The organism is Bacteroides sp. 1001136B_160425_E2 (assembly GCF_015559655.1).
GTDB classification, from domain to species: Bacteria; Bacteroidota; Bacteroidia; order Bacteroidales; family Bacteroidaceae; genus Bacteroides; species Bacteroides luhongzhouii.
In genome coordinates this window covers 281474-302515 of sequence record NZ_JADMQH010000006.1, presented here as the reverse complement: position 1 = coordinate 302515, position 21042 = coordinate 281474, and the positions used below count along the sequence as shown (strand labels likewise).

22 protein-coding genes are annotated in these 21042 nt (G+C 40.7%); 11 read left to right on the top strand and 11 right to left on the bottom strand.

The window, feature by feature from the left end; genetic code table 11:
* Positions 1-315 precede the first annotated feature (315 nt).
* Positions 316-510, top strand: a complete 195-nt coding sequence (locus I2I04_RS08315; RefSeq protein ID WP_195654771.1) for a hypothetical protein — start codon at positions 316-318, stop codon at positions 508-510.
* A gap of 258 nt (positions 511-768) precedes the next feature.
* Here I2I04_RS08315 and spt read toward each other — a convergent pair whose 3' ends face one another.
* Positions 769-1953: a serine palmitoyltransferase gene (gene spt, locus I2I04_RS08310; RefSeq protein ID WP_143258526.1), complete on the bottom strand. Its 1185-nt coding sequence runs from the start codon at positions 1951-1953 to the stop codon at positions 769-771.
* 219 nt (positions 1954-2172) lie between these two features.
* Between spt and I2I04_RS08305 the strand changes: the two genes are divergently transcribed.
* The 3 genes from I2I04_RS08305 (at position 2173) to I2I04_RS08295 (ending at position 5457) form a co-directional block, all read left to right on the top strand.
* A complete protein-coding gene (locus I2I04_RS08305; RefSeq protein WP_185911491.1) occupies positions 2173-3198 on the top strand; it encodes a diacylglycerol/lipid kinase family protein in 1026 nt (341 codons plus the stop codon).
* 109 nt (positions 3199-3307) lie between these two features.
* Positions 3308-5071 carry an aspartate--tRNA ligase gene (gene aspS / locus I2I04_RS08300; RefSeq protein ID WP_143258524.1) on the top strand — a complete coding sequence of 588 codons (1764 nt, stop codon included), beginning with the start codon at positions 3308-3310 and terminating at the stop codon, positions 5069-5071.
* Positions 5068-5457, top strand: a complete 390-nt coding sequence (locus tag I2I04_RS08295) for a GtrA family protein (RefSeq protein ID WP_143258523.1) — start codon at positions 5068-5070, stop codon at positions 5455-5457. Before aspS ends, I2I04_RS08295 begins: the two co-directional genes overlap by 4 nt.
* A 173-nt stretch (positions 5458-5630) precedes the next feature.
* Here I2I04_RS08295 and I2I04_RS08290 read toward each other — a convergent pair whose 3' ends face one another.
* From I2I04_RS08290 to I2I04_RS08245, 10 genes are all read right to left on the bottom strand, one after another.
* A complete protein-coding gene (locus tag I2I04_RS08290) occupies positions 5631-6515 on the bottom strand; it encodes a carbon-nitrogen hydrolase (protein ID WP_143258522.1) in 885 nt (294 codons plus the stop codon).
* A gap of 29 nt (positions 6516-6544) precedes the next feature.
* Positions 6545-7660 (bottom strand): agmatine deiminase family protein, encoded by a 1116-nt coding sequence (locus I2I04_RS08285; RefSeq protein ID WP_143258521.1) that lies wholly within the window; start codon positions 7658-7660, stop codon positions 6545-6547.
* A 77-nt stretch (positions 7661-7737) separates the two neighbouring features.
* Positions 7738-8280, bottom strand: a complete 543-nt coding sequence (locus I2I04_RS08280) for a ferredoxin domain-containing protein (protein ID WP_195654770.1) — start codon at positions 8278-8280, stop codon at positions 7738-7740.
* Positions 8281-8722: 442 nt separating this feature from the next.
* Complete coding sequence (locus I2I04_RS08275) at positions 8723-9250, bottom strand: GIY-YIG nuclease family protein (protein ID WP_195654769.1); 528 nt, start codon at positions 9248-9250, stop codon at positions 8723-8725.
* Between the two features lie 92 nt (positions 9251-9342).
* Positions 9343-9705 carry a hypothetical protein gene (locus I2I04_RS08270; RefSeq protein ID WP_229126954.1) on the bottom strand — a complete coding sequence of 121 codons (363 nt, stop codon included), beginning with the start codon at positions 9703-9705 and terminating at the stop codon, positions 9343-9345.
* A 41-nt stretch (positions 9706-9746) separates the two neighbouring features.
* Positions 9747-10853 (bottom strand): CFI-box-CTERM domain-containing protein, encoded by a 1107-nt coding sequence (locus I2I04_RS08265; protein WP_195654767.1) that lies wholly within the window; start codon positions 10851-10853, stop codon positions 9747-9749.
* Between the two features lie 15 nt (positions 10854-10868).
* Complete coding sequence (locus I2I04_RS08260; protein WP_195654766.1) at positions 10869-11969, bottom strand: SPFH domain-containing protein; 1101 nt, start codon at positions 11967-11969, stop codon at positions 10869-10871.
* A 4-nt stretch (positions 11970-11973) separates the two neighbouring features.
* Positions 11974-12462, bottom strand: coding sequence for a hypothetical protein (locus I2I04_RS08255; protein ID WP_195654765.1), 489 nt, complete (start codon positions 12460-12462; stop codon positions 11974-11976).
* Positions 12463-12846: 384 nt separating this feature from the next.
* Positions 12847-13038, bottom strand: a complete 192-nt coding sequence (locus I2I04_RS08250; RefSeq protein WP_229126953.1) for a hypothetical protein — start codon at positions 13036-13038, stop codon at positions 12847-12849.
* Positions 13039-13108: 70 nt separating this feature from the next.
* Positions 13109-14020 (bottom strand): helix-turn-helix transcriptional regulator, encoded by a 912-nt coding sequence (locus I2I04_RS08245; RefSeq protein WP_195654763.1) that lies wholly within the window; start codon positions 14018-14020, stop codon positions 13109-13111.
* 155 nt (positions 14021-14175) lie between these two features.
* Between I2I04_RS08245 and I2I04_RS08240 the strand changes: the two genes are divergently transcribed.
* The 7 genes from I2I04_RS08240 (at position 14176) to I2I04_RS08210 (ending at position 20990) form a co-directional block, all read left to right on the top strand.
* Positions 14176-14796, top strand: coding sequence for an ATP-binding cassette domain-containing protein (locus I2I04_RS08240; protein WP_195654762.1), 621 nt, complete (start codon positions 14176-14178; stop codon positions 14794-14796).
* A 51-nt stretch (positions 14797-14847) separates the two neighbouring features.
* A complete protein-coding gene (locus I2I04_RS08235; RefSeq protein ID WP_143258514.1) occupies positions 14848-15642 on the top strand; it encodes an ABC transporter permease in 795 nt (264 codons plus the stop codon).
* The gene (locus I2I04_RS08230; protein ID WP_195654761.1) at positions 15639-15917 is read left to right on the top strand and encodes a hypothetical protein; all 279 of its coding nucleotides are present in this window, start codon (positions 15639-15641) and stop codon (positions 15915-15917) included. The genes I2I04_RS08235 and I2I04_RS08230 overlap by 4 nt, the downstream gene beginning before the upstream one ends.
* Before the next feature lie 410 nt (positions 15918-16327).
* Complete coding sequence (locus I2I04_RS08225) at positions 16328-17422, top strand: Nif3-like dinuclear metal center hexameric protein (RefSeq protein WP_143258512.1); 1095 nt, start codon at positions 16328-16330, stop codon at positions 17420-17422.
* 5 nt (positions 17423-17427) lie between these two features.
* Positions 17428-18258, top strand: coding sequence for a zinc ribbon domain-containing protein (locus I2I04_RS08220; protein WP_143258511.1), 831 nt, complete (start codon positions 17428-17430; stop codon positions 18256-18258).
* Between the two features lie 168 nt (positions 18259-18426).
* A complete protein-coding gene (locus I2I04_RS08215; protein ID WP_195472783.1) occupies positions 18427-19824 on the top strand; it encodes an efflux transporter outer membrane subunit in 1398 nt (465 codons plus the stop codon).
* Between the two features lie 32 nt (positions 19825-19856).
* Complete coding sequence (locus tag I2I04_RS08210; protein WP_185911490.1) at positions 19857-20990, top strand: efflux RND transporter periplasmic adaptor subunit; 1134 nt, start codon at positions 19857-19859, stop codon at positions 20988-20990.
* Positions 20991-21042: the final 52 nt, after the last annotated feature.

Genomic DNA, 21042 nt, shown 5'->3' with positions numbered 1-21042 from the left:
TTTTATAGATAAAAAAGGAGATAGTATAGAAAATAATAAAATAAAAGGTTATAAATCTACCCTCACCACCCCTCACCCTTGACCCATATCTTATAATAAAAAGATAACGGGGAATCTTAAAAACTCAATCGTCTTTTTCAAATTTACCACAACGTTTTCAGAATACTCCATTATTTTATTCAAAACAGTGCAGGAATGAACAAGTTATAGTGGTATATTTGGGCGTGGTTTCCCTGTACATATATCATCTGTGGGTATGAACTTTCCTTCGGTGTTTTCTGTTTTATAAATAAGAATTTTAAAATGAAAAGCCTTATGAAAACAAGAAAACAAAAAGAAACAGGTGAAAAAGAAGTACACTTGTTAGAGCAAAAAGGATATGAAAGAATGGTGAATGAAATTGTCCCTGTTCAACAGGCGGAGGTATATCGCAAGCCGACTTATAAAGCGGTCAAAGAGGCTGTTAAGGAGTTAAATCCGGATACAAATAGTCTGGGTAGCAGAGGATAAATCATCCTCTGCTACCCAGACTAATCATCGTGTTAAAGGATTCGGGAGACTTTCGGTGGTTTGTTCTGCCAAAGAATTTGCGAAGCTGCTCTTTAGTAAAGAAGAGGATGCATCGGGGGAAAGAGGTGGAAGTAAGCAGAGGCTCCTCCGTTTATAGTTCGATTTCCTGTTAGAGGGAGATAAAATAAAAGCCCGGCACATTGATTTGTGTCAGGCTTTATTTTATTCACCCGATAAGAGTGAGCTATTCTTTGTAGATTATAAAATATCCAGTGCTTTAAATGCCTTGGTTAGCTTTTCTACGGCACGGTCAATCTGGTCTTTCGTATGAGTTGCCATCAATGCTACACGCACCAAAGTATCTTGTGGCGCACATGCCGGCGGAATAACCGGATTGATGAATACACCCTCATCAAAAGCTATTTTAGTAACCATGAAAGTTTTTTCCGTGTCACGTACGTAAAGAGGGATGATAGGTGATTCTGTTGCGCCGATTTCAAAGCCAGCTTCACGGAAACGTTTCAATGCATAGTTGGTAGCTTCCCACAATGCTTCAAGTCTTTCCGGTTCATTCTGGATGATGTGGAGAGCTTCGAGAGCAGATGCAGTGGCAGCCGGAGTGTTGGATGCGCTGAAAATATAAGTACGTGCGTTGTGACGTAGCCAGTTGATGATAGAAGAATCAGCAGCGATAAATCCGCCGATGGAAGCCAGTGATTTGCTGAAAGTACCCATAATCAAATCAACTTCGTGAGTCAGACCGAAATGGTCGCAGACACCACGTCCTTGTTTTCCGAATACGCCCAGGCCGTGAGCTTCGTCTACCATGATAGTAGCGTTGTATTTATGTTTCAAGCGTACGATTTCGGGCAAGTTTGCCAAATCGCCTTCCATAGAGAACACACCGTCCACTATGATTAGTTTCACTGAATCCGGGTTGCACTTTTGAAGTTGCTTTTCCAGATCCACCATATCGTTATGCTTATATTTTAATTGTTGAGAGAAGGAGAGACGACGGCCGTCTACGATAGATGCGTGGTCGCGGTCATCGCAAATGATATAGTCATTGCGGTCTGTCAAAGCAGGAATAACTCCGGAATTCACAGTAAAACCGGTTGAGAAGCAGAGCGCTTCATCTTTGCCTACAAAGGCAGCCAGTTCTTTTTCCAACTGAACGTGCAAGTCAAGCGTACCATTCAAGAAGCGCGAGCCTGCGCAACCGGAACCATATTTATGCATGGCGTTGATACCTGCTTCAATTACTCTTTCATCTCCCGTAAGGCCAGTGTATGCATTGGAACCGAACATCAACACTTCGTGTCCGCCCATTTCTACCTCTGTACCCTGCTTTCCTTCTATCTCACGGAAATATGGGTAAACGCCCTGTGCCATAAACTTTTGTGGCAGGTCGTACTTAGCTAACTTCTCTTGTAATAATCCCATGAATTATAATTTTTATACTCATACTCAGATCGTTCGCTGACGATCTTACATCTTTTTATCTTAACAAGTGTTTAAAAACAGGGGGCAAAGATAACAAAATTTGCTTTTATCTGTTCTTTTTAAGAGAAAAAAGTTGCTCACATGTGATTAGAAACCTCTAATAGATTAAAATTTAAGATATTTATATTACTTTTGTCGTCTACAATCGACAAGAATAGCATGAACGAAAGAATGAAAAAAATAAAATTCGTCGTCAATCCTATTTCGGGAACACAAAGTAAAGAATTGATTCTTAACTTGCTGGACGAAAAAATAGACAAGGCGAGATACTCTTGGGAAGTAGTGTATACGGAAAGAGCCGGTCATGCCGTAGAAATAGCTGCTAAAGCTGCCGAAGAGAAAACAGATATAGTAGTGGCTATCGGTGGGGACGGAACGATCAATGAAATAGCTCGTTCGTTGGTGCATACTGATACCGCATTGGGAATTATTCCCTGCGGATCGGGCAATGGACTGGCGAGACATCTGCATATACCGATGGAACCGAAGAGAGCATTGGAAGTGCTGAACGAAGGTTGCATGGACGTGATAGATTATGGTAAGATCAACGGTACGGATTTTTTCTGCACTTGCGGAGTGGGATTCGACGCGTTTGTCAGTCTGAAGTTTGCACATGCCGGTAAACGGGGGGTATTGACTTATCTGGAGAAAACCTTGCAGGAAAGTCTTAAATATGAGCCGGAAACGTACGAACTGGAAACGGAAAATGGAGTCTCCAAGTATAAAGCCTTCCTGATTGCCTGCGGAAACGCGTCGCAATACGGAAACAATGCTTATATCGCACCACAAGCTACCCTGACGGATGGTTTGCTGGATGTGACCATTCTTGAGCCGTTCACCGTTTTGGATGTTCCTTCATTAGCCTTTCAATTATTCAATAAAACAATCGATCAGAATAGCCGTATCAAGACTTTCCGCTGCAAGCAGTTGTGCATCCGCCGGACTACTCCGGGCGTCGTGCATTTTGATGGTGACCCCATGGAAACGGATGCCAATGTAAATATTCAACTGATTCAAAGGGGATTGCGCGTGGTAGTGCCGCGAGCATCGGAAAAAGACGCGGCCAATGTGCTCCAAAGAGCGCAGGAATATATGAATGGTATCAAATTGATGAATGAAGCCATCGTCGACAATATAACGGATAGAAACAAGAAAATATTGAAAAAACTGACAAAGAAAGTCTGATAAAATAACGGAATACTGACAGCGAATTACAAATTATTGCGTACTTTTGCGCAGTTTTGGTTCGATCAAAATAAAAACGCGAGTGATAATCGTTTAAATAAAAAAATATATGTTTAGAACGCACACATGTGGAGAACTTAGAATCTCTGATGTAAACAAACAAGTCACGCTGTCCGGATGGGTACAGCGCAGCCGTAAAATGGGAGGGATGACTTTCATTGACCTTCGCGACCGTTACGGAATTACCCAATTGGTTTTTAATGAAGAAATTAATGCTGAACTCTGTGAACGTGCTAATAAATTGGGACGTGAGTTCGTCATTCAAGTGACAGGAACGGTTAATGAACGTTTCAGCAAGAATGCAAACATTCCTACCGGAGATATTGAAATCATTGTTTCCGAACTGGACGTACTAAATACTGCCATGACTCCTCCGTTCACTATCGAAGATAACACGGATGGGGGTGATGATATCCGCATGAAATACCGTTACTTGGACTTACGCCGTAACTCTGTACGTTCCAACCTGGAACTGCGTCATAAGATGACAATTGAAGTTCGCAAATATCTGGATAGTCTGGGTTTCATCGAAGTGGAAACGCCCGTTTTGATCGGTTCTACTCCTGAAGGCGCACGCGACTTCGTGGTGCCGTCACGCATGAATCCGGGACAGTTCTACGCACTTCCGCAATCTCCACAGACTTTGAAGCAGTTGTTGATGGTTTCCGGTTTCGACCGTTACTTCCAGATTGCGAAATGTTTCCGCGACGAAGACTTGCGTGCCGACCGTCAGCCGGAATTTACGCAGATCGACTGTGAAATGAGCTTCGTTGAGCAAGAAGATATTATCACTACTTTTGAAGGAATGGCCAAACATTTGTTTAAGACTCTTCGTGGCGTGGAATTAAATGAACCATTCCAACGTATGTCTTGGGCAGACGCCATGAAATATTATGGTAGCGACAAACCGGATTTGCGTTTCGGCATGAAATTCGTGGAACTGATGGATATCATGAAAGGTCACGGATTCTCTGTATTCGATAATGCGGCTTATGTGGGTGGTATCTGCGCCGAAGGTGCTGCGACTTATACCCGTAAGCAACTGGATGCATTGACCGAATTCGTAAAGAGACCGCAAATTGGCGCGAAAGGAATGGTTTATGCCCGTGTGGAAGCAGACGGAACGGTGAAATCGAGTGTAGATAAATTCTATACACAGGAAGTGCTCCAGCAAATGAAAGAGGCATTCGGCGCTAAACCGGGTGATTTGATTCTGATTCTGTCTGGCGACGATGCAATGAAAACACGTAAACAACTTTGCGAGCTTCGTCTGGAAATGGGTACTCAATTGGGATTGCGTGATAAGAATAAGTTTGTTTGCCTTTGGGTGATTGACTTCCCGATGTTCGAATGGAGCGAAGAGGAAGGCCGTCTGATGGCTATGCATCATCCGTTTACTCATCCGAAAGAGGAAGACATTCCGATGTTGGACACTGACCCGGCAGCTGTACGTGCAGATGCTTATGATATGGTAATCAACGGTGTGGAAGTTGGCGGCGGATCTATCCGTATCCACGATGCGAAATTACAGGCGAAGATGTTCGAGATTCTTGGATTCACTCCGGAGAAGGCAGAGGCACAGTTTGGCTTCCTTATGAATGCCTTTAAGTATGGTGCACCTCCTCACGGTGGTTTGGCATACGGTCTCGACCGCTGGGTGTCTTTGTTTGCAGGATTGGATTCTATACGCGACTGCATTGCGTTCCCGAAAAATAATTCCGGACGTGATGTAATGTTGGACGCACCGTCTGCAATCGACCAGAGCCAGCTTGATGAACTGAATTTGATCGTTGATCTGAAAGAGGGCGAGTGAAAGAATCTGTACGCATATTCCGTTTTATAGTCATCGGTACAATGAACGCTTTGATTATGGCGTTGGTTGTATGGTTAATGATGAAAGAAATGTCATTTGACGGCGACTATATGGTGGCTAATATAACAGCGTATCTGATAGCTCAAACCCATAACTTTATCTGGTGCAAATACTGGATATTCCCCGTAGAAAATAAAAAGAATAGTATCTGGAAACAGATACTGCTCTTTTGTTCTGCTTTTGCCGTGGCTTACACCGCACAGTTTTTATTTCTTATCTTATTGGTAGAAGGACTGGACGTGAATGAATATCTGGCTCAATTCTTGGGATTGTTTATTTATGGAGGAGCTAATTTCCTAGCCAACAAGAAAATAACTTTTCAATGAAATAGTTATTAAATATAATATATAGGAAGGGCACGGAGTTTTTAATTTAGATTTTAACTCTGTGCCCTTCTTATTTTCTTATTGTAGGGATATTTACTGAATATCCTTTCTTATTTTCTTTAGGTAATAAACTTTATATAGAGAACTTCTGCAATAACTTTCAGTAGTGAACTTTAGTCGAGGAAGCGTTTGGTAAGTCCTTCGTATTCGTCAATCCGACGATCACGGAGGAAAGGCCACCAACGGCGGACGTTTTCCGAGCGTTCCATATCTATTTCCACTACAATGTTTTCCGGATGATCGTTTCCGGCTTGTGCCAGGAATTCTCCTTGCGGTCCTGCTACGAAACTGTTTCCCCAAAATAGGATGCCGTTTGTCTGTCCGGAAGGATCGGGCTCGTGTCCTACACGGTTGACGGAGATGACAGGAAGACCATTGGCAACGGCGTGGGCACGCTGCGAAATAATCCAGGCGTTGAGTTGGCGGGCTTTTTCGTCGTCCGTGTCACTGCTTTCCCAGCCGATGGCGGTAGGATAAATTAAAAGTTCCGCACCTTTCAGTGCCATCAGGCGGGCAGCTTCCGGATACCATTGATCCCAGCATACCAGTACGCCCAGCTTTCCTAAAGAGGTTTGAATAGGTTCAAAACCGATGTCTCCGGGAGTGAAATAGAATTTCTCGTAGTAAGCCGGATCATCGGGAATATGCATTTTCCGGTATTTTCCCGCAATGCTTCCGTCGCGGTCGAACACAACAGCGGTGTTATGATATAGTCCGGGGGCACGTTTCTCAAAAAGAGAGGTGACAAGGACTACTTTATTGGCGGCTGCCAACTCGGAATAAAAGCCTGTGGATGGTCCGGGAATAGGTTCAGCCAGATCAAACAGGTTGGTGTTTTCTGTCTGGCAGAAATAAAGTGAATTGTGTAGCTCTTGAAGCACAATCAGTTGCGCACCGTGAACAGCGCAAGCCTCGATACTCTTTGCGAGGTTCATCAGGTTGACCCGAATATCTGCGGTATTGGATTGTTGGATGATTCCGACTTTTATCTTTTTCATGATGAATAATTACTTGATTGATTCATTTGTTATTTTATAACTCCCAATGGGTATTGCATGGTGACACAATGCAGAGAACCGTGTTGCTTAATCAGGGCACGGCAGTCTATTCCGATTATCTGATGTTCTGGAAATGCTTGTTGTAACACTTCTCTTGCTTTTTGGTCATTCGCCGGCTGATGGTATGTCGGGTAGAGAATAACTTCGTTCATAATCAGGAAGTTGGCGTAAGTTGCGGGCAGGCGTTCGCCGTCTTCTTCGATCTTGTCCGCCATCGGTAAGGCTAACAGGCGATAGGGTTCTCCTGCTAAGGTGCGGAATGTTTTCAGTTGTTCCTCCATTGCAAGTAATGCTTCGTAGTGTTCGTCTTCTTTGTCGTCGCATTTCACGTAAGCAATGGTGTCGGTAGAACAGAAACGTGCCAGGGTGTCGATGTGGCTGTCGGTGTCGTCACCGGCAAGATAGCCGTGGTCTAACCAAAGAACCTTTTGCAGGTGGAAGGTTGATTTCAGGTATTCTTCTATCTCTACCTGGTTCAGTCGCCCGTTCCGCTGGGGAGAAAGCAGACATTCGGAGGTAGTGAGCAGTGTGCCCATTCCGTCGCTTTCGATGGAGCCTCCTTCGAGAACGAAGTCGAGGTGGTCTACATACTGGCCTTTCAAGGCTCCGGCTTCTACCGCTTGTTTGGTGATTTGATTATCCAGTTCGGAAGCAAATTTCAGTCCCCAGCCGTTGAATGTAAAGTCGAGCAGGGAAGGGGTGCCGGTGTCTATCATGGTGATAGCTCCGTGGTCGCGTGCCCATGTGTCATTGGTGGCACATTCCAGAAAGCGGACATTACTCATGTTGACGGTAGCGGCTATCTGTTTTTTCACTTCTTCCGGTTCGGGAGTGACAATCAGTAGTAACTCTCGCTTCGCTATTTCTCTGGCTATGTTTATAAAACACTCTTGCACTTCTGCCAGCATGTATGCCCAGTCTGTACCGGCGTGTGGCCATGTCAACTGTATACCACTCTGCATATGCCATTCGGCGGGCAAATGAGGTGCTCTCATTTCTACCTGCACGGTCATGTTTTTGCCGAAATTCAACTGCAAATCTTTCTCCGAGCCACTTGGGCTGGGAAGTCCAACCATGATTCCCATTAGACTATTATCTATTTAGTTATTTATAAAATCAGTTTATTGTCTGCGTCAGTCGTCAATATACTTGTTACGCATCATTACGTATTTGTTTCCTGCTTTGGCTTCCGGTCAAAGAACGGATTCTTAGAGGATGCACTTACAGGGATGGCCATTACCATCTTGCAGTCTTTCAGCAAGTTCAGGCGTTGTGCTGCCAGTCCGGCAGAGAACATCACACGTGTGTCTACACGAAAATCGGCTGCCGTAGCGCAGGCGGAACCTATGGCGATACCTACATCTATGCTGTTCAATGCACAGGGAACTCCTTCAGTGCGTCCGGCACAAGTGGCGAAGCCGCAATGACCACAGTTCAAGCCTTGTGTCTGCTCGCGTGTTCCTATCAATACAACACATTCGGCACTTAAGATGTTGTCGGCATCACGAAGGAAAAATTTCATTCCGTGTTCTTCTACCATAGCTATCATAGTGTCCGATAGTTGTTTAATCTCTTCATCCGTGATTAGGGCCACTTCGATAATATCGATTCCTTTTCCTTTCGGAGCAGTACGCGCAGCCGTCATCATCTGGCGGGCTACTTGTAATACATGCTCATGACGGGCATCTCTTTCGTTCAGTATCATAACTTTTCTTGAATTAATTAGTGAGGCAAAGATAAATGAAAATTGGTAAAACGGAGCGAAATGATGAAAGAAATAGGAGTTATGTTCTATTTATCTAGATTGATGATCTCTTCATTTACACAACCGATGTAACGGTGGTTGTAATAAGAGGTTGGGCGTTACCCATGTAAACCCGTTGACGGAATTAAATTAGTCTTACGTTAAAACTCCCGTTCCCAGATAGGAAACTGGCGTTTCTACGTAAAACACTCCAATTATTCCCATAGCTTTGCATAAAGGAATCAAGGCTTTTTTTGATTATACGACGTGTTGCATATATTTTATCTACAACACATCTGCCACAGGTATCTGCAACGATACACCTATTTGCAAATTAGCGTATTACATGCGTTTTGTTGCAGGTGGCAGATGTGTTTTTTATAGATAGGCAAAAAACTTTCATTCATTTATTAAAGTTGGTCTTATTTCGCAAAGTTTTTAATAATGCTCTGTATTCTTTATTAACTGAATTTTTATTCCCTAATATATTTAGTGGTGGATTGTAATCGTTTATAAATTCCTGTTCAAGAGTTTCTATTTGTTCCTTTTTTCTGTTTTCCACACTATAAAACAGTAATAGATTTTCTCTCATCCATTGTGACAGTGTTTCTTCATCATTTTCGTTGAATTTAGTTTTTCCATTGTCAGAATTGTTTTTATCTCTTGGTATTTTAGAAAATCCCATTAGGCTACCGATAGATTTACGAAGAGTTGATCTTCCCGCATTATTTCCTATAAAATGTTGGTAGTAGTCACGTTTTCTAATACTTATGTTACTAATTCCGGTGTATATTATCGGATAATGATTGTTATTATAATCTATATAGTGGAACTCAGGAGTGACTTTTATTGGAGCTAGTTGAGAAGTAGGCCGCAGAACAATAAAGTAATTTCCTGGAAGATCAGGAAGGATTGATTCACAATCTTTCATAGGATCAAAGAGTTTGAATGAGTTGTTCATTATTTTGATATTTCTTTGAATTGGTTAGTAGTTACTGTATTATATTTGTATGTTGACAATTATTAAATATTAGTGTATTGTGATATGAGTTCATCCAATATCCTTTTTTTCTTATCATTGGATAATTCATCCAAACAAGATATAATACTACTTTTAGCTTCAATAAGATCTCTGTCTTCTAAAAGTTTTAAAAATAATTCTTTGTCTATTTCAACTGGCTGATATAGATATAGTTTTGTACTTTGCATATCAATAAGATCTATTGATTTTGAAAGAACTTTTATTGATACTGAATCAATAATCTTTTCTATCATCTCATGCTGTTCAAGTGATTCCAAATCACTGTTACTTACAATCTTTAAACTTCTATTCGTATTGCTTTCTGTATTTTCAATACGCAAAATAAAATTTGTAGAATCTTTCATTTTGTTAGAATTTATATCATTTATACTTATCAACTCATCATTTAGTGTTTTTTCCTTAAATGTTTTATCCATTTATTTAATAATGAACGAATGAATTTGTTGATGAACTTTGCATTTTTCAATTTCTCTGCAATAGGAGGGCTTAAATAATAATACATTTTAATGAACCATCTCCCTAAATAAGATTTTTTCAGGGTGTTGTCTCTAAACTGACGAAGAATTATTACCTCCGGTGCTTCATAAGAACCATAAACAGCAGTTGCAATGTAACAACCTTCGTTTTTAGGAGGTGAATTATTTACTCGTCTTCTTGGAGTATTTGGTTTAGGTGGTAATTGGTTTAAATTAAGATTATCAGAACTAATCTCTTGTGTCAAATATTTATCAGGTAATCCCCGTTTAATCTTTTCTAAAATATCTTTCCAATATTCCAATCCTTCATCTGAAAAATACATATTATAAGTCTTGTATCTTTCATTTAACGCCAATCCACATGTAATCCATCCTTTGGCTATTTCTACCGTTATTTCTGCAAATTCTTCGTTTTTCTCTATTTCTTCATCAGGAACGGCAAAACGTAAAGTTGGTATCTGAACCATATTTTCATATGTAGACATCAAAATAAAATCCTCTTTTAGCATTCGTTCTGCAGCGGTTGATGGATATAATTTTCTATAAGATTCGTATAAGTCCTTTTGTATTTGTAAATCCTGTAATAATTCGTTATAGGCATTTTGAAGATAAAATGGACTTATTGATAGAAGAGCTATATATACTTTATTTCTTATTTCTGATGAGGTAGTGAGTTCTAAAGCCTTATTACCAGCTGCAACCATTTGATAACAATTGTAACCAGGCATACATCCTATACCCGACATTTTTAATTCCCAAGCGTCAGCATTTTGAGAGTCTATTTCCAATATTTTATTGGCATAGTCATACGCTTCTTGTCCATTGCCCATCTCTGTAGCTGCGAACCCTATAGATAAATATTTTTCTATATCACCAGACCTATCAATCTTGATTTTGTTGATAGCTTCTTGAATCTGCACTTTTGATCCACAGTAAGAGCAGAAACCACTTTCTCTACTGTTATCTAATTGAATTGACGCACCGCAATTGGGGCATTTTATATCTATTAAACTCATAATATAGTATTTTTATTATTGAGGAATGGGTGGAGGACAATTCTTTGCATCAGTATCAACAAACTCTTGGAATGTACTAAGAGGTTGCCAATCTGGCATTCCCTTTTTCCATGCTAACAGCTTAAGTACATAGGAGTCCTTAGCCAATGCATTACGAATTTCTTGTTCTGTATATGGTCCTTCTTGCTTTCCATTTACAACAAGATAATAGGATATGGTGGACGGAATTGGTGGAGGAGTAATTTCGCTGTTTGACAGTAATTGTTGATTTATATGTTTTCCTATATTCAAAGATGCGCCAAACCCTAAACCGGCATTTATAAATGCTGCCCCAGTTCCACTTTCATTTTCAGCAGCTTTATCCATTACATCAAAAGAACGTTCCAATGAATAATTATCTTTACCTGTAATCTTTAATCTTGCAGAAAGATTTTTAGCTTTTTTTATTTCAGTTAAACTAGCATCGTTTTCTGGAATGTTGATTGAAATAATATTGAATAATATGATTTCAACTCCATAGTCTGCGAAATAAGGTTTAAGTTCATTTTCGCAATAAGTGGAAATTTCTTGTAAATGTGTTAAGATTTCCAAAACCGGAATTTTGTCGGAGATAATTTTTTTAGCAATAATATCTGTTAGTTTCATTAATAACAATCCTCTGAAATAAGATTGTAACTGTTGTTCATCAAAATGAGGCATATTACCAACAAAACTAGACAAAAACAGCTCTGCATTACTGATACAAAAGCCATATTGTCCGTAGGCTCTTACGGGAACAATGATTTCATATTTTGGATCTTCAAGTTGAATCGGTGTTTCAGTACCCCATTTCAAACTAAGACGTTGTAGCGTATTAACAAACCAAACATCTGCTTGAAAAGGAGAATCACTGCCAAATGGGATATTAATTATCTTGTTCAGTAATGGAATATTCTTGGTTTTCAATGTATATGTACCATCAGTGAACTTATCACAAACCTTGCCTCCTTTTACAAAGAAAGCGATTTGTCCAGGATAGACTACTAATTGTGTTCCCCAACGTAAATCGCATGAAGGGAATTTGTGCACTATTACCCCTTCTTGCTGTTCGTATTTAACAATGTCAATTATAGCCATATTCTTAATCTTTCAAATTGGCAAAAGGACGTTTCCCTTCATGTTCTTTCTTGAATTCTTGAATCATTTGGCTTTCCACTTCTCTTGGGTCTTCCTCGGACAGCGTTTTCCAACAAACAATTAAGGAATGAGCATCTGCTAATTGCCAAATATAGCGTCCTCCTTTGTGTCCGATAGGTTTTCCCTGACCAAATTTGATATATTGTTCAATACGAGATTTTAATGTAGCACGATTATTTTCTCCTCCTGCTTTTCCAATATACAGGATGGAAGAATTATCTACCCATTTCTTCTCTAATTCCGCAATCGCAATATTAGGGTCTTTTTGCTTAAAGAAACCTCCAGTCCCTTTCGGCATAAAATGAGGTTTTTCCATGTTTTCTCTCAGTACAATGTAAACTCCTTTTTGAGAAGGAATCAAGGTACTGTCTTTTATCAATTCTTGAAAAGTAATGAAACCGCTGAAACCTTTGGCGCGTAATTCGTTTTGCATAAATATTATGATTTAAAAAGTTGGTTATAAGACTCCACCATTATAACCGCATTATAAAAAGAAAGTGTGGAGTCGTCTGTTTATCTATCGGGAGGTTCTGGTAAACCTAAGGAACAAATAAACAATACCCCACACTTGTATAGATATGCGCATAGGTAACACATACGAAAATACAAGTGATGAGTGTTATTGTTATCCCTGTTCCTTTTGAAATTTACCAGATTTCCCGAATAAGGATAAAAGCAAAACACTTTCATCTAATAAAATGTAATGTCATATAATTGCTTATGATGACAGTGCAAATATAGATATATTTTGCAATATAACACTCTAGGGTATTGTTTTTTTTAGGTTTAAGTATAGTCTTCGTTAACAATCAATCTCTTACTCTATCAAATCTATCTCATCATCCATTTCTCCATTCTCATTGTCATATAAATAAGATTCAGGTATATAGTCAGACAAAACCAGTTTTTCATTCTGTGTTTCGTTTTCAATTTCTTCTGCAAGATCAATATTTACGTCAATATCATCGCAACAGGCGTAGTTGTCGCGATATTGTTGATTACGTTTCATTTCTTGCTGAAAAAAACTGCTACCAAATAATGCTTTAAATAGATTCATAGTTTTAATGTTAAACGTTATGTTATAAATGCCTTTTTATTGCTTCCTCATAAATTCTCCGTATCCGTTCCCGAAGATGTGACGGCTCAATTACTGTAAGTGAACTACTACGTGAGAGCAATGCCATTACAAAATCATTAGTAATACGAAGGCGTAATCTGATTCGAAATTCCATCTCATTGTCCGTAATGATTTCTTGTGAATGATGCAAAGGAATCGATTTCAAGAAACTGCCATCTAATGCACTATAGCTTAGTTCAATATTTTCTACTGGAATATCTGTCTGATTCCAGATGCCGTAGCTGTCTTTAAATAAGTTGTTTGCATCAATATTCATATTCCTTTTGAAGGTTTCCTCATAAAGGATTTTGAGATTGCGGATACAGTCTATATTGAAAGTTTTTAATATGTTGTTGTCATAGGCGAGGAGATACCATCTTTGCTGGTCTTCTTTCAGATAATAAGGTAAGACTTTCTTTTTGCGTACTTTGTCTCCTTCACGTACATAAATATAACTGAATTCTACCGGGTGAAAGAATTTAATGGCTTTTATCAATGCCGGAAGACATTCACTGTCGTTTGGTCGATGATGTTCGGCAAGAACATAGGTGTGTAGGTTGGAAGTTTTGTCCAAAGCATTCAATAGGTCGAAGTTTAGCAGAAGCCGTTCGTACTGCTCCTTTTTCAAATCGTCTTCCTCATTGATATAATAACCGTTTTGTTTCTTATCAAAACAGATGCGGATACCAAATAGATCTTCTATATCTTTGAAGTCTCGCTGCAAAGTTCTTATGTCTACAGGTGTTCCATCTCGTTCTTCCATGCGATGTGTCACGTAGTTCTCCAATTCTTTACGCGGCACATACTGTTGCGGTCCTTTTAATTTATTGATAATGACCAGCAATCGTTGCATTCCTTCCCGTTTCTTGCCCATATTTGGTATTAATTTTAATTATCAAGAGCAAAGATAATGTCACGTGACGACAAAACATGTCGTTCTAAGAAAATTTCTAAGAAAACAAAGGGATTTTGATACGTATGCCCTTGTTTTTTTATACTTTTGGTGAAATTTTCAAAAGGTACGATTAAATGCTACATATTGAGAACATTTGTATTGCTTTTGGGACAGAGGTTCTTGTTTCCGGTTTTAATATGAAATTGGAAAGGGGAGAAACCGCTTGCATTGTAGGGCAATCCGGCTGTGGAAAAACTTCTTTGTTGAATGCGATAATGGGTTTTGTTCCGTTGAAAGAAGGGATAATCAGGGTAGGAGGAATGGTGTTGGATAAATCGACTATTGATACAGTCAGGCGGCAGATTGCATGGATTCCCCAGGAATTGGCATTGCCTTTTGAATGGGTGAAAGAGATGGTAGCTCTCCCGTTCGGACTGAAAGTGAACCGTTCTGCCCCTTTTTCGGAAGAAAGGCTTTTTGCTTGTTTTGATGAATTGGGACTGGAACATGAATTATATACCAAGAGAGTGAATGAAGTGTCGGGCGGCCAGCGTCAACGCATCATGCTCGCTGTAGCGGCTATGCTCAATAAACCTTTGATTATTATAGACGAACCGACCTCTGCTTTGGATGCCGATTCGACCGGTAGAGTCTTGTCTTTCTTCCGGCGACAGGCAGAAAGGGGAACAGCAGTGCTGGCCGTATCGCATGATAAGGACTTTGCTTCGGGTTGTCATTATTTAATAGAATTGTAACGATTGGAGAGAACTCTAACACGAATCGGATAGAATTGTTAAGAATACACTGTGGGAACGATTGATATATCATATTATAATCTTTTTATAGGCTTGCTTCTGCTTGCCATTCCGTTCTTTTATCTTTGGAAGTTTAAAACGGGACTACTGAAACCTGCCCTGATTGGTACAGTACGGATGATTATCCAACTGTTCTTTATCGGCATGTATCTGAAATATCTCTTTTTATGGAACAATCCCTGGATCAACTTCCTTTGGGTGATAATTATGATATTCGTAGCCGGACAGACAGCACTGGTGCGTACCCAGTTGAAACGTCGTATCTTATTAATCCCTATTACGGTAGGATTTCTTTGTAGTGTTGTATTGGTAGGCTTGTACTTTATCGGTATTGTTCTTCAATTGGACAATATATTTAGCGCCCAATACTTTATTCCGATATTCGGTATCCTGATGGGTAATATGCTTTCGAGCAATGTGATAGCTTTGAATACTTATTATAGCGGATTGAAACGTGAGCAACAGTTGTACCGTTATTTATTGGGAAACGGAGCAACAAGGCAGGAAGCGCAGGCTCCATTTATCCGACAGGCCATTATTAAATCCTTCAGTCCGCTGATTGCGAACATTTCCGTGATGGGATTGGTAGCTTTTCCAGGCACAATGATCGGACAAATCCTGGGAGGAAGCAGTCCGAACGTTGCCATCAAGTATCAGATGATGATTATGGTGATTACTTTTACGGCATCTATGCTGTCGCTGATGATAACTATTTCATTGGCTTCACGCCGATCTTTTGACGCATACGGGAAATTATTAGAGGTAACCAAAGAACCCCGAAAATGACAGTTACCGAGCAGATATTCCGTAAAGTAGCTGAAATATCTATTCCACATTTTTTTATAATAGTGGAGTTTTCGGCATCCGGCACTGAAATGCCGGAACATATCGAATCGTTCCTGCGGGAAAAGCACGAAGCAATTCTTCGTGGAGCCAGCGGACGTAAATTTATCTATAAAGAAGGAGAGTGGCGGCTTATTTTCACTTTCTTTCCTACCGACAGGGTAGTAGACGAACGGTATGCGCTGAAAAACAAAGTGCAGATGAAAAGCAAAAGCTAGACACGAATAACGGGTTATCTTTGCTTTTAGCTCTGGTTGTTGAGCATATTATCCATATTTGCCCGATGAAAACAGCCAAAAGGCAAAAAGAATATACACTCTCTTTGCCTATTACCTATTGATAAAACTGAAAAATGAAATCAATTGTTTAATCTGAAACCGATGTGGATATAGTTAGAGTTTAGCGGAAGTCTTTCAGTTCTTCCTGTAATTTCTGGCGCATGAAGAAAATACGGCTCTTTACCACCTACCAAGTCTTTTCTGAAACTTAAACTTTTCATATGTGGTGTTTTATATCTTTTACGGTGGTCTCAAAAAATGGATAACGATAAATTCTCTAAAAAACGACCGTTTAGTATGATTATTCCTTTTTTATTTATTATATTTGCAGCCAAATTTTCTACCAAATAATGAAAATTAAGCAAATAGTAAGCGCCCTTGAACGATTCGCGCCTCTGCCATTGCAAGACGGCTTTGATAATGCCGGCCTGCAAATCGGATTGACAGAAGCGGAAGCAACAGGGGCTTTGTTGTGTCTTGACGTTACTGAAGCTGTGTTGGATGAAGCGATTGCGTTGGGATACAATCTCGTCATATCTCATCATCCGCTGATTTTTAAAGGATATAAATCCATTACGGGCAAGGATTATGTGGAACGCTGTATATTGAAAGCAATAAAGAATGATATTGTAATCTATTCAGCACATACGAATCTGGATAATGCACAAGGTGGGGTCAATTATAAGATAGCCGAAAAAATCGGATTGAAGAATTTGAAAGTGCTTGAGCCGAAAGAGAATAACTTGGTCAAGTTGGTGACTTTTGTCCCTTACGCACAAGCAGACGCGGTACGTGAAGCATTGTTTGCCGCCGGATGCGGAAATATAGGTGACTATGATTCATGTAGTTACAATCTGAAAGGAGAGGGAACTTTCCGTGCAAAAGAGGGAACGCATCCTTTCTGTGGAACAATCGGAGAACTGCACCACGAAGAGGAGGTGAGGATTGAAACGATTCTTCCTTCCTTTAAAAAGGCGGAAACCATCAAAGCTTTATTGGCTGCCCATCCTTATGAGGAACCGGCATTCGACATTTATCCGTTGGTGAACGATTGGTCGCAGGCGGGGGCGGGAATTGTCGGTGAATTGGATGAATCGGAGACAGAGCTCGAATTTTTGAGACGCATCAAGAAGACATTCGAAGTGGGGTGTCTGCGTCATAACAAGCTGATGGGAAGAGAGATACAGAAAGTAGCATTGTGCGGTGGTGCAGGTGCATTTTTGCTTCCACAGGCGATCCGGTCGGGAGCAGATGTTTTTATTACCGGCGAAATTAAATATCATGATTATTTCGGCCATGAAGAAGATATTCTGATGGCAGAGATTGGTCATTACGAAAGCGAACAATATACAAAAGAAATTTTTTATTCCATAATCCGGGATTTATTTCCTAATTTTGCACTCCAATTGAGTAAAATAAATACGAATCCCATAAAATATTTATAAGTAAAATGGCTAGAGAAGCAAAAAAAGATCCGAATGAGTTGACGGTAGAACAGAAACTGAAGACACTGTTCCAACTGCAAACAATGTTGTCTAAGATTGATGAAATCAAGACATTGAGAGGTGAACTTCCGTTGGAAGTGCAAGACCTTGAAGATGAAATTGCTGGTTTGAGTACCCGTATCGACAAGATCAAAGCTGAAGTGGATGAACTGAAATCTGCTATTGCCGGCAAGAGAGTAGAAATCGAAACAGCAAAGGCTTCAGTAGAAAAATATAAGTCACAACAAGACAATGTTCGCAACAACCGTGAATATGACTTCTTGACGAAGGAAATCGAATTCCAGACACTGGAAATCGAACTTTGCGAAAAGAGAATCAAAGAATATTCTGCTGATAAAGAAGAAAAAGAAGCTGAAGTGACAAAGAACGATCAGATTCTAAACGAAAGGCTGAAAGACCTGGAGCAGAAAAAGAGCGAACTGGATGAAATTATCTCTGAGACCAAACAGGAAGAAGAGAAATTGAGAGACAAAGCTAAAGACTTGGAAACTAAGATTGAACCACGTCTGTTGCAGTCTTTCAAACGTATCCGCAAGAACTCTCGTAATGGATTGGGTATTGTGTATGTACAACGTGACGCATGTGGTGGTTGCTTTAACAAGATTCCACCCCAGAGACAGCTGGATATCCGTTCTCGTAAGAAAGTAATCGTTTGCGAATATTGTGGACGTATTATGATTGACCCGGAATTGGCTGGTGTACAAATCGAGCACAAGGTGGAAGAAGCTCCGGCAACTACTACCAAAAGAGCTATCAGAAGAAAAACTGCTGAATAAAGAAAGCGGTTAAGTAGTAAGTAAAGTTACTATTTTGATATATAAAGTAAGCCCTGCAACAATGCGGGGCTTTTTTGTTTTAGCAAGTGCCCATATGGGGAATCGAATCCGGTAAACAAACTTACCCTTTAGTTGTTATCTTTTCATTTCATAAAAACCTGAACTGATATGAGTATACGAATGTGGGGCACATCGCTCCTTATGTTTCTTTCGACTGTAACTGCGGTTGGACAGACTGCAAACCGTTATTTGAAAGCTCCGCTCCCTAACGATTGGGAAGAGAGCGGGGAAGTGTTTCAACAGATACTTCCGGTGGATGACCATTGGTGGAAGTCATTCCAAGACGCCAAACTGGACTCTTTGATAGCTCTGGCAGTAGATCGTAATTATTCCGTTGCGATGGCAATTAACCGTATAGCCGCCGCCCGTGCCAATCTTTGGATAGAACGCAGTAATTTCTTTCCTTCCATCGGACTGAATGCTGGGTGGACTCGTCAGGAAACAAGTGGAAATACCAGTTCGCTGCCTCAAACAACGGATCATTATTATGATGCTTCGCTAAGTATGAGTTGGGAGCTGGATATCTTCGGCAGTATCCGTAAGCGGGTAAAAGCACAGAAAGAGAATTTTGCCGCCAGTAAGGAAGAGTACACGGGCGTTATGGTTTCGTTGGCTGCAGAGGTAGCCTCAGCCTATATCAATCTAAGGGAATTGCAACAAGAGCTTGAAGTAGTGAAGAAAAATAGTGCTTCGCAGGAAGAAGTCTTGAAAATCACGGAAGTACGTTATAATACCGGGCTTGTTGCCAAGCTCGATGTGGCACAGGCTAAATCTGTGTTGTATAGCACGAAAGCCTCCATTCCTCAACTGGAAGCGGGTATCAATCAGTATATAACGACATTGGCCGTTTTGTTGGGAATGTATCCGCAGGATATTCGCCCGGTTCTCGAATCCGGCGGAACGCTGCCCGATTACATGGAACCGATTGGAGTGGGGATGCCTGTTGATTTGTTATTGAGACGGCCTGATGTACGAGGTGCGGAATTGAGCGTGAATGCACAGGCAGCATTGCTCGGAGCCTCGAAAGCGGATTGGTTGCCGAAAGTTTTCTTGAAAGGATCATTTGGATATGCCGCCCGTGATTTGAAGGATCTCACCAAAAGTAAAAGTATGACTTATGAAATCGCTCCGTCATTGAACTGGACTATTTTCAGCGGAGGACAACTGGTGAATGCAACCCGACTGGCAAAAGCGCAACTGGATGAAGCGATCAATCAGTTTAACCAGACGGTTTTGACTGCCGTACAGGAGACTGACAACGCTATGAATGCTTACCGGAATTCAATCAAACAGATTGTCGCCCTGCGGGAAGTGCGTAATCAAGGAATTGAGACATTGAAACTTTCACTGGAACTGTACAAGCAGGGGCTCTCGCCTTTCCAAAACGTACTCGATGCGCAACGTTCTCTGTTATCTTATGAGAATCAGCTGGTGCAGGCACAAGGGAGTTCACTTTTGCAACTGATAGCCCTTTACAAGGCTTTGGGAGGCGGTTGGAGAGAATAAAAATCAATCAATAAATATATAACCTAACAGATATGAAAAAACTGATGTATATCTTTCTTGCACTGCCTATATTGACGGGTTGCAAGGAGAAGAAAAGTACAGGAGCGATGGGAGGTATGCCAACTCCGGAAATTAGCGTGACCAAACCCATAGTGGAGGATATTACTTTGACGAAAGATTACCCGGGTTATCTGACAACTGAAAAAACGGTGAATCTTGTGGCTCGAGTGAACGGAACTTTACAGTCTACCTCATATGTCCCCGGAGGACGGGTGAAACAGGGGCAACTGTTGTTTGTCATTGAACCTACCTTGTATAAAGATAAGGTGGAGCAGGCAGAAGCAGAACTGAAAACCGCCCAGGCGCAACTGGAATATGCCCGTAATAATTATAGCCGTATGAAAGAGGCTGTAAAGAGTGATGCTGTCAGTCAGATACAGGTGCTTCAGGCGGAATCGTCTGTGGCGGAAGGGGTTGCGGCTGTCAGTAATGCGGAAGCAGCTTTGAGCACTGCCCGTACAAACTTGGGATATTGCTATGTTCGTGCGCCGTTTGATGGCACTATCAGTAAAGCGACGGTGGACGTAGGAAGTTATGTAGGCGGCTCGTTGCAGCCGGTCACATTGGCCACTATTTATAAGGATAATCAGATGTATGCTTACTTCAATGTAGCTGATAATCAGTGGTTGACGATGGCTATGGATAACCAGCAATTACCGGTCAATCTTCCGCAGAAAATAATGGTTCAACTGGGAAAGGAGGGGACTGAAACTTATCCGGCTGCCCTCGACTATCTTTCACCCAATGTAGATTTGAATACAGGTACGCTGACGGTTCGTGCCAATTTTAATAATCCGAAAGGGATATTGAAGAGTGGGTTGTATGTAAGCATTACTTTACCTTATGGAGAAGCTAAAAATGCAGTGCTGGTGAAAGATGGTTCTATCGGGACCGATCAGTTAGGCAAATATTTATATGTTGTAAATGATTCGAATATAGTTCATTACCGGCATATTGAAATAGGGCAGTTGGTCGACGGCACTTTACGGCAGGTAGTGGGGGGGCTTTCTCCACAGGAACAGTATGTCACAGAGGCTTTGATGAAAGTCAGAGACGGAATGAAGATAAAGCCTCTCCCTGATTCTCTCCCCAAAAGAGAGAAGTAGAGTCTCTTTGGTAACTGATTGACTAACAAATGAAATCAATAAAGGTGATGTA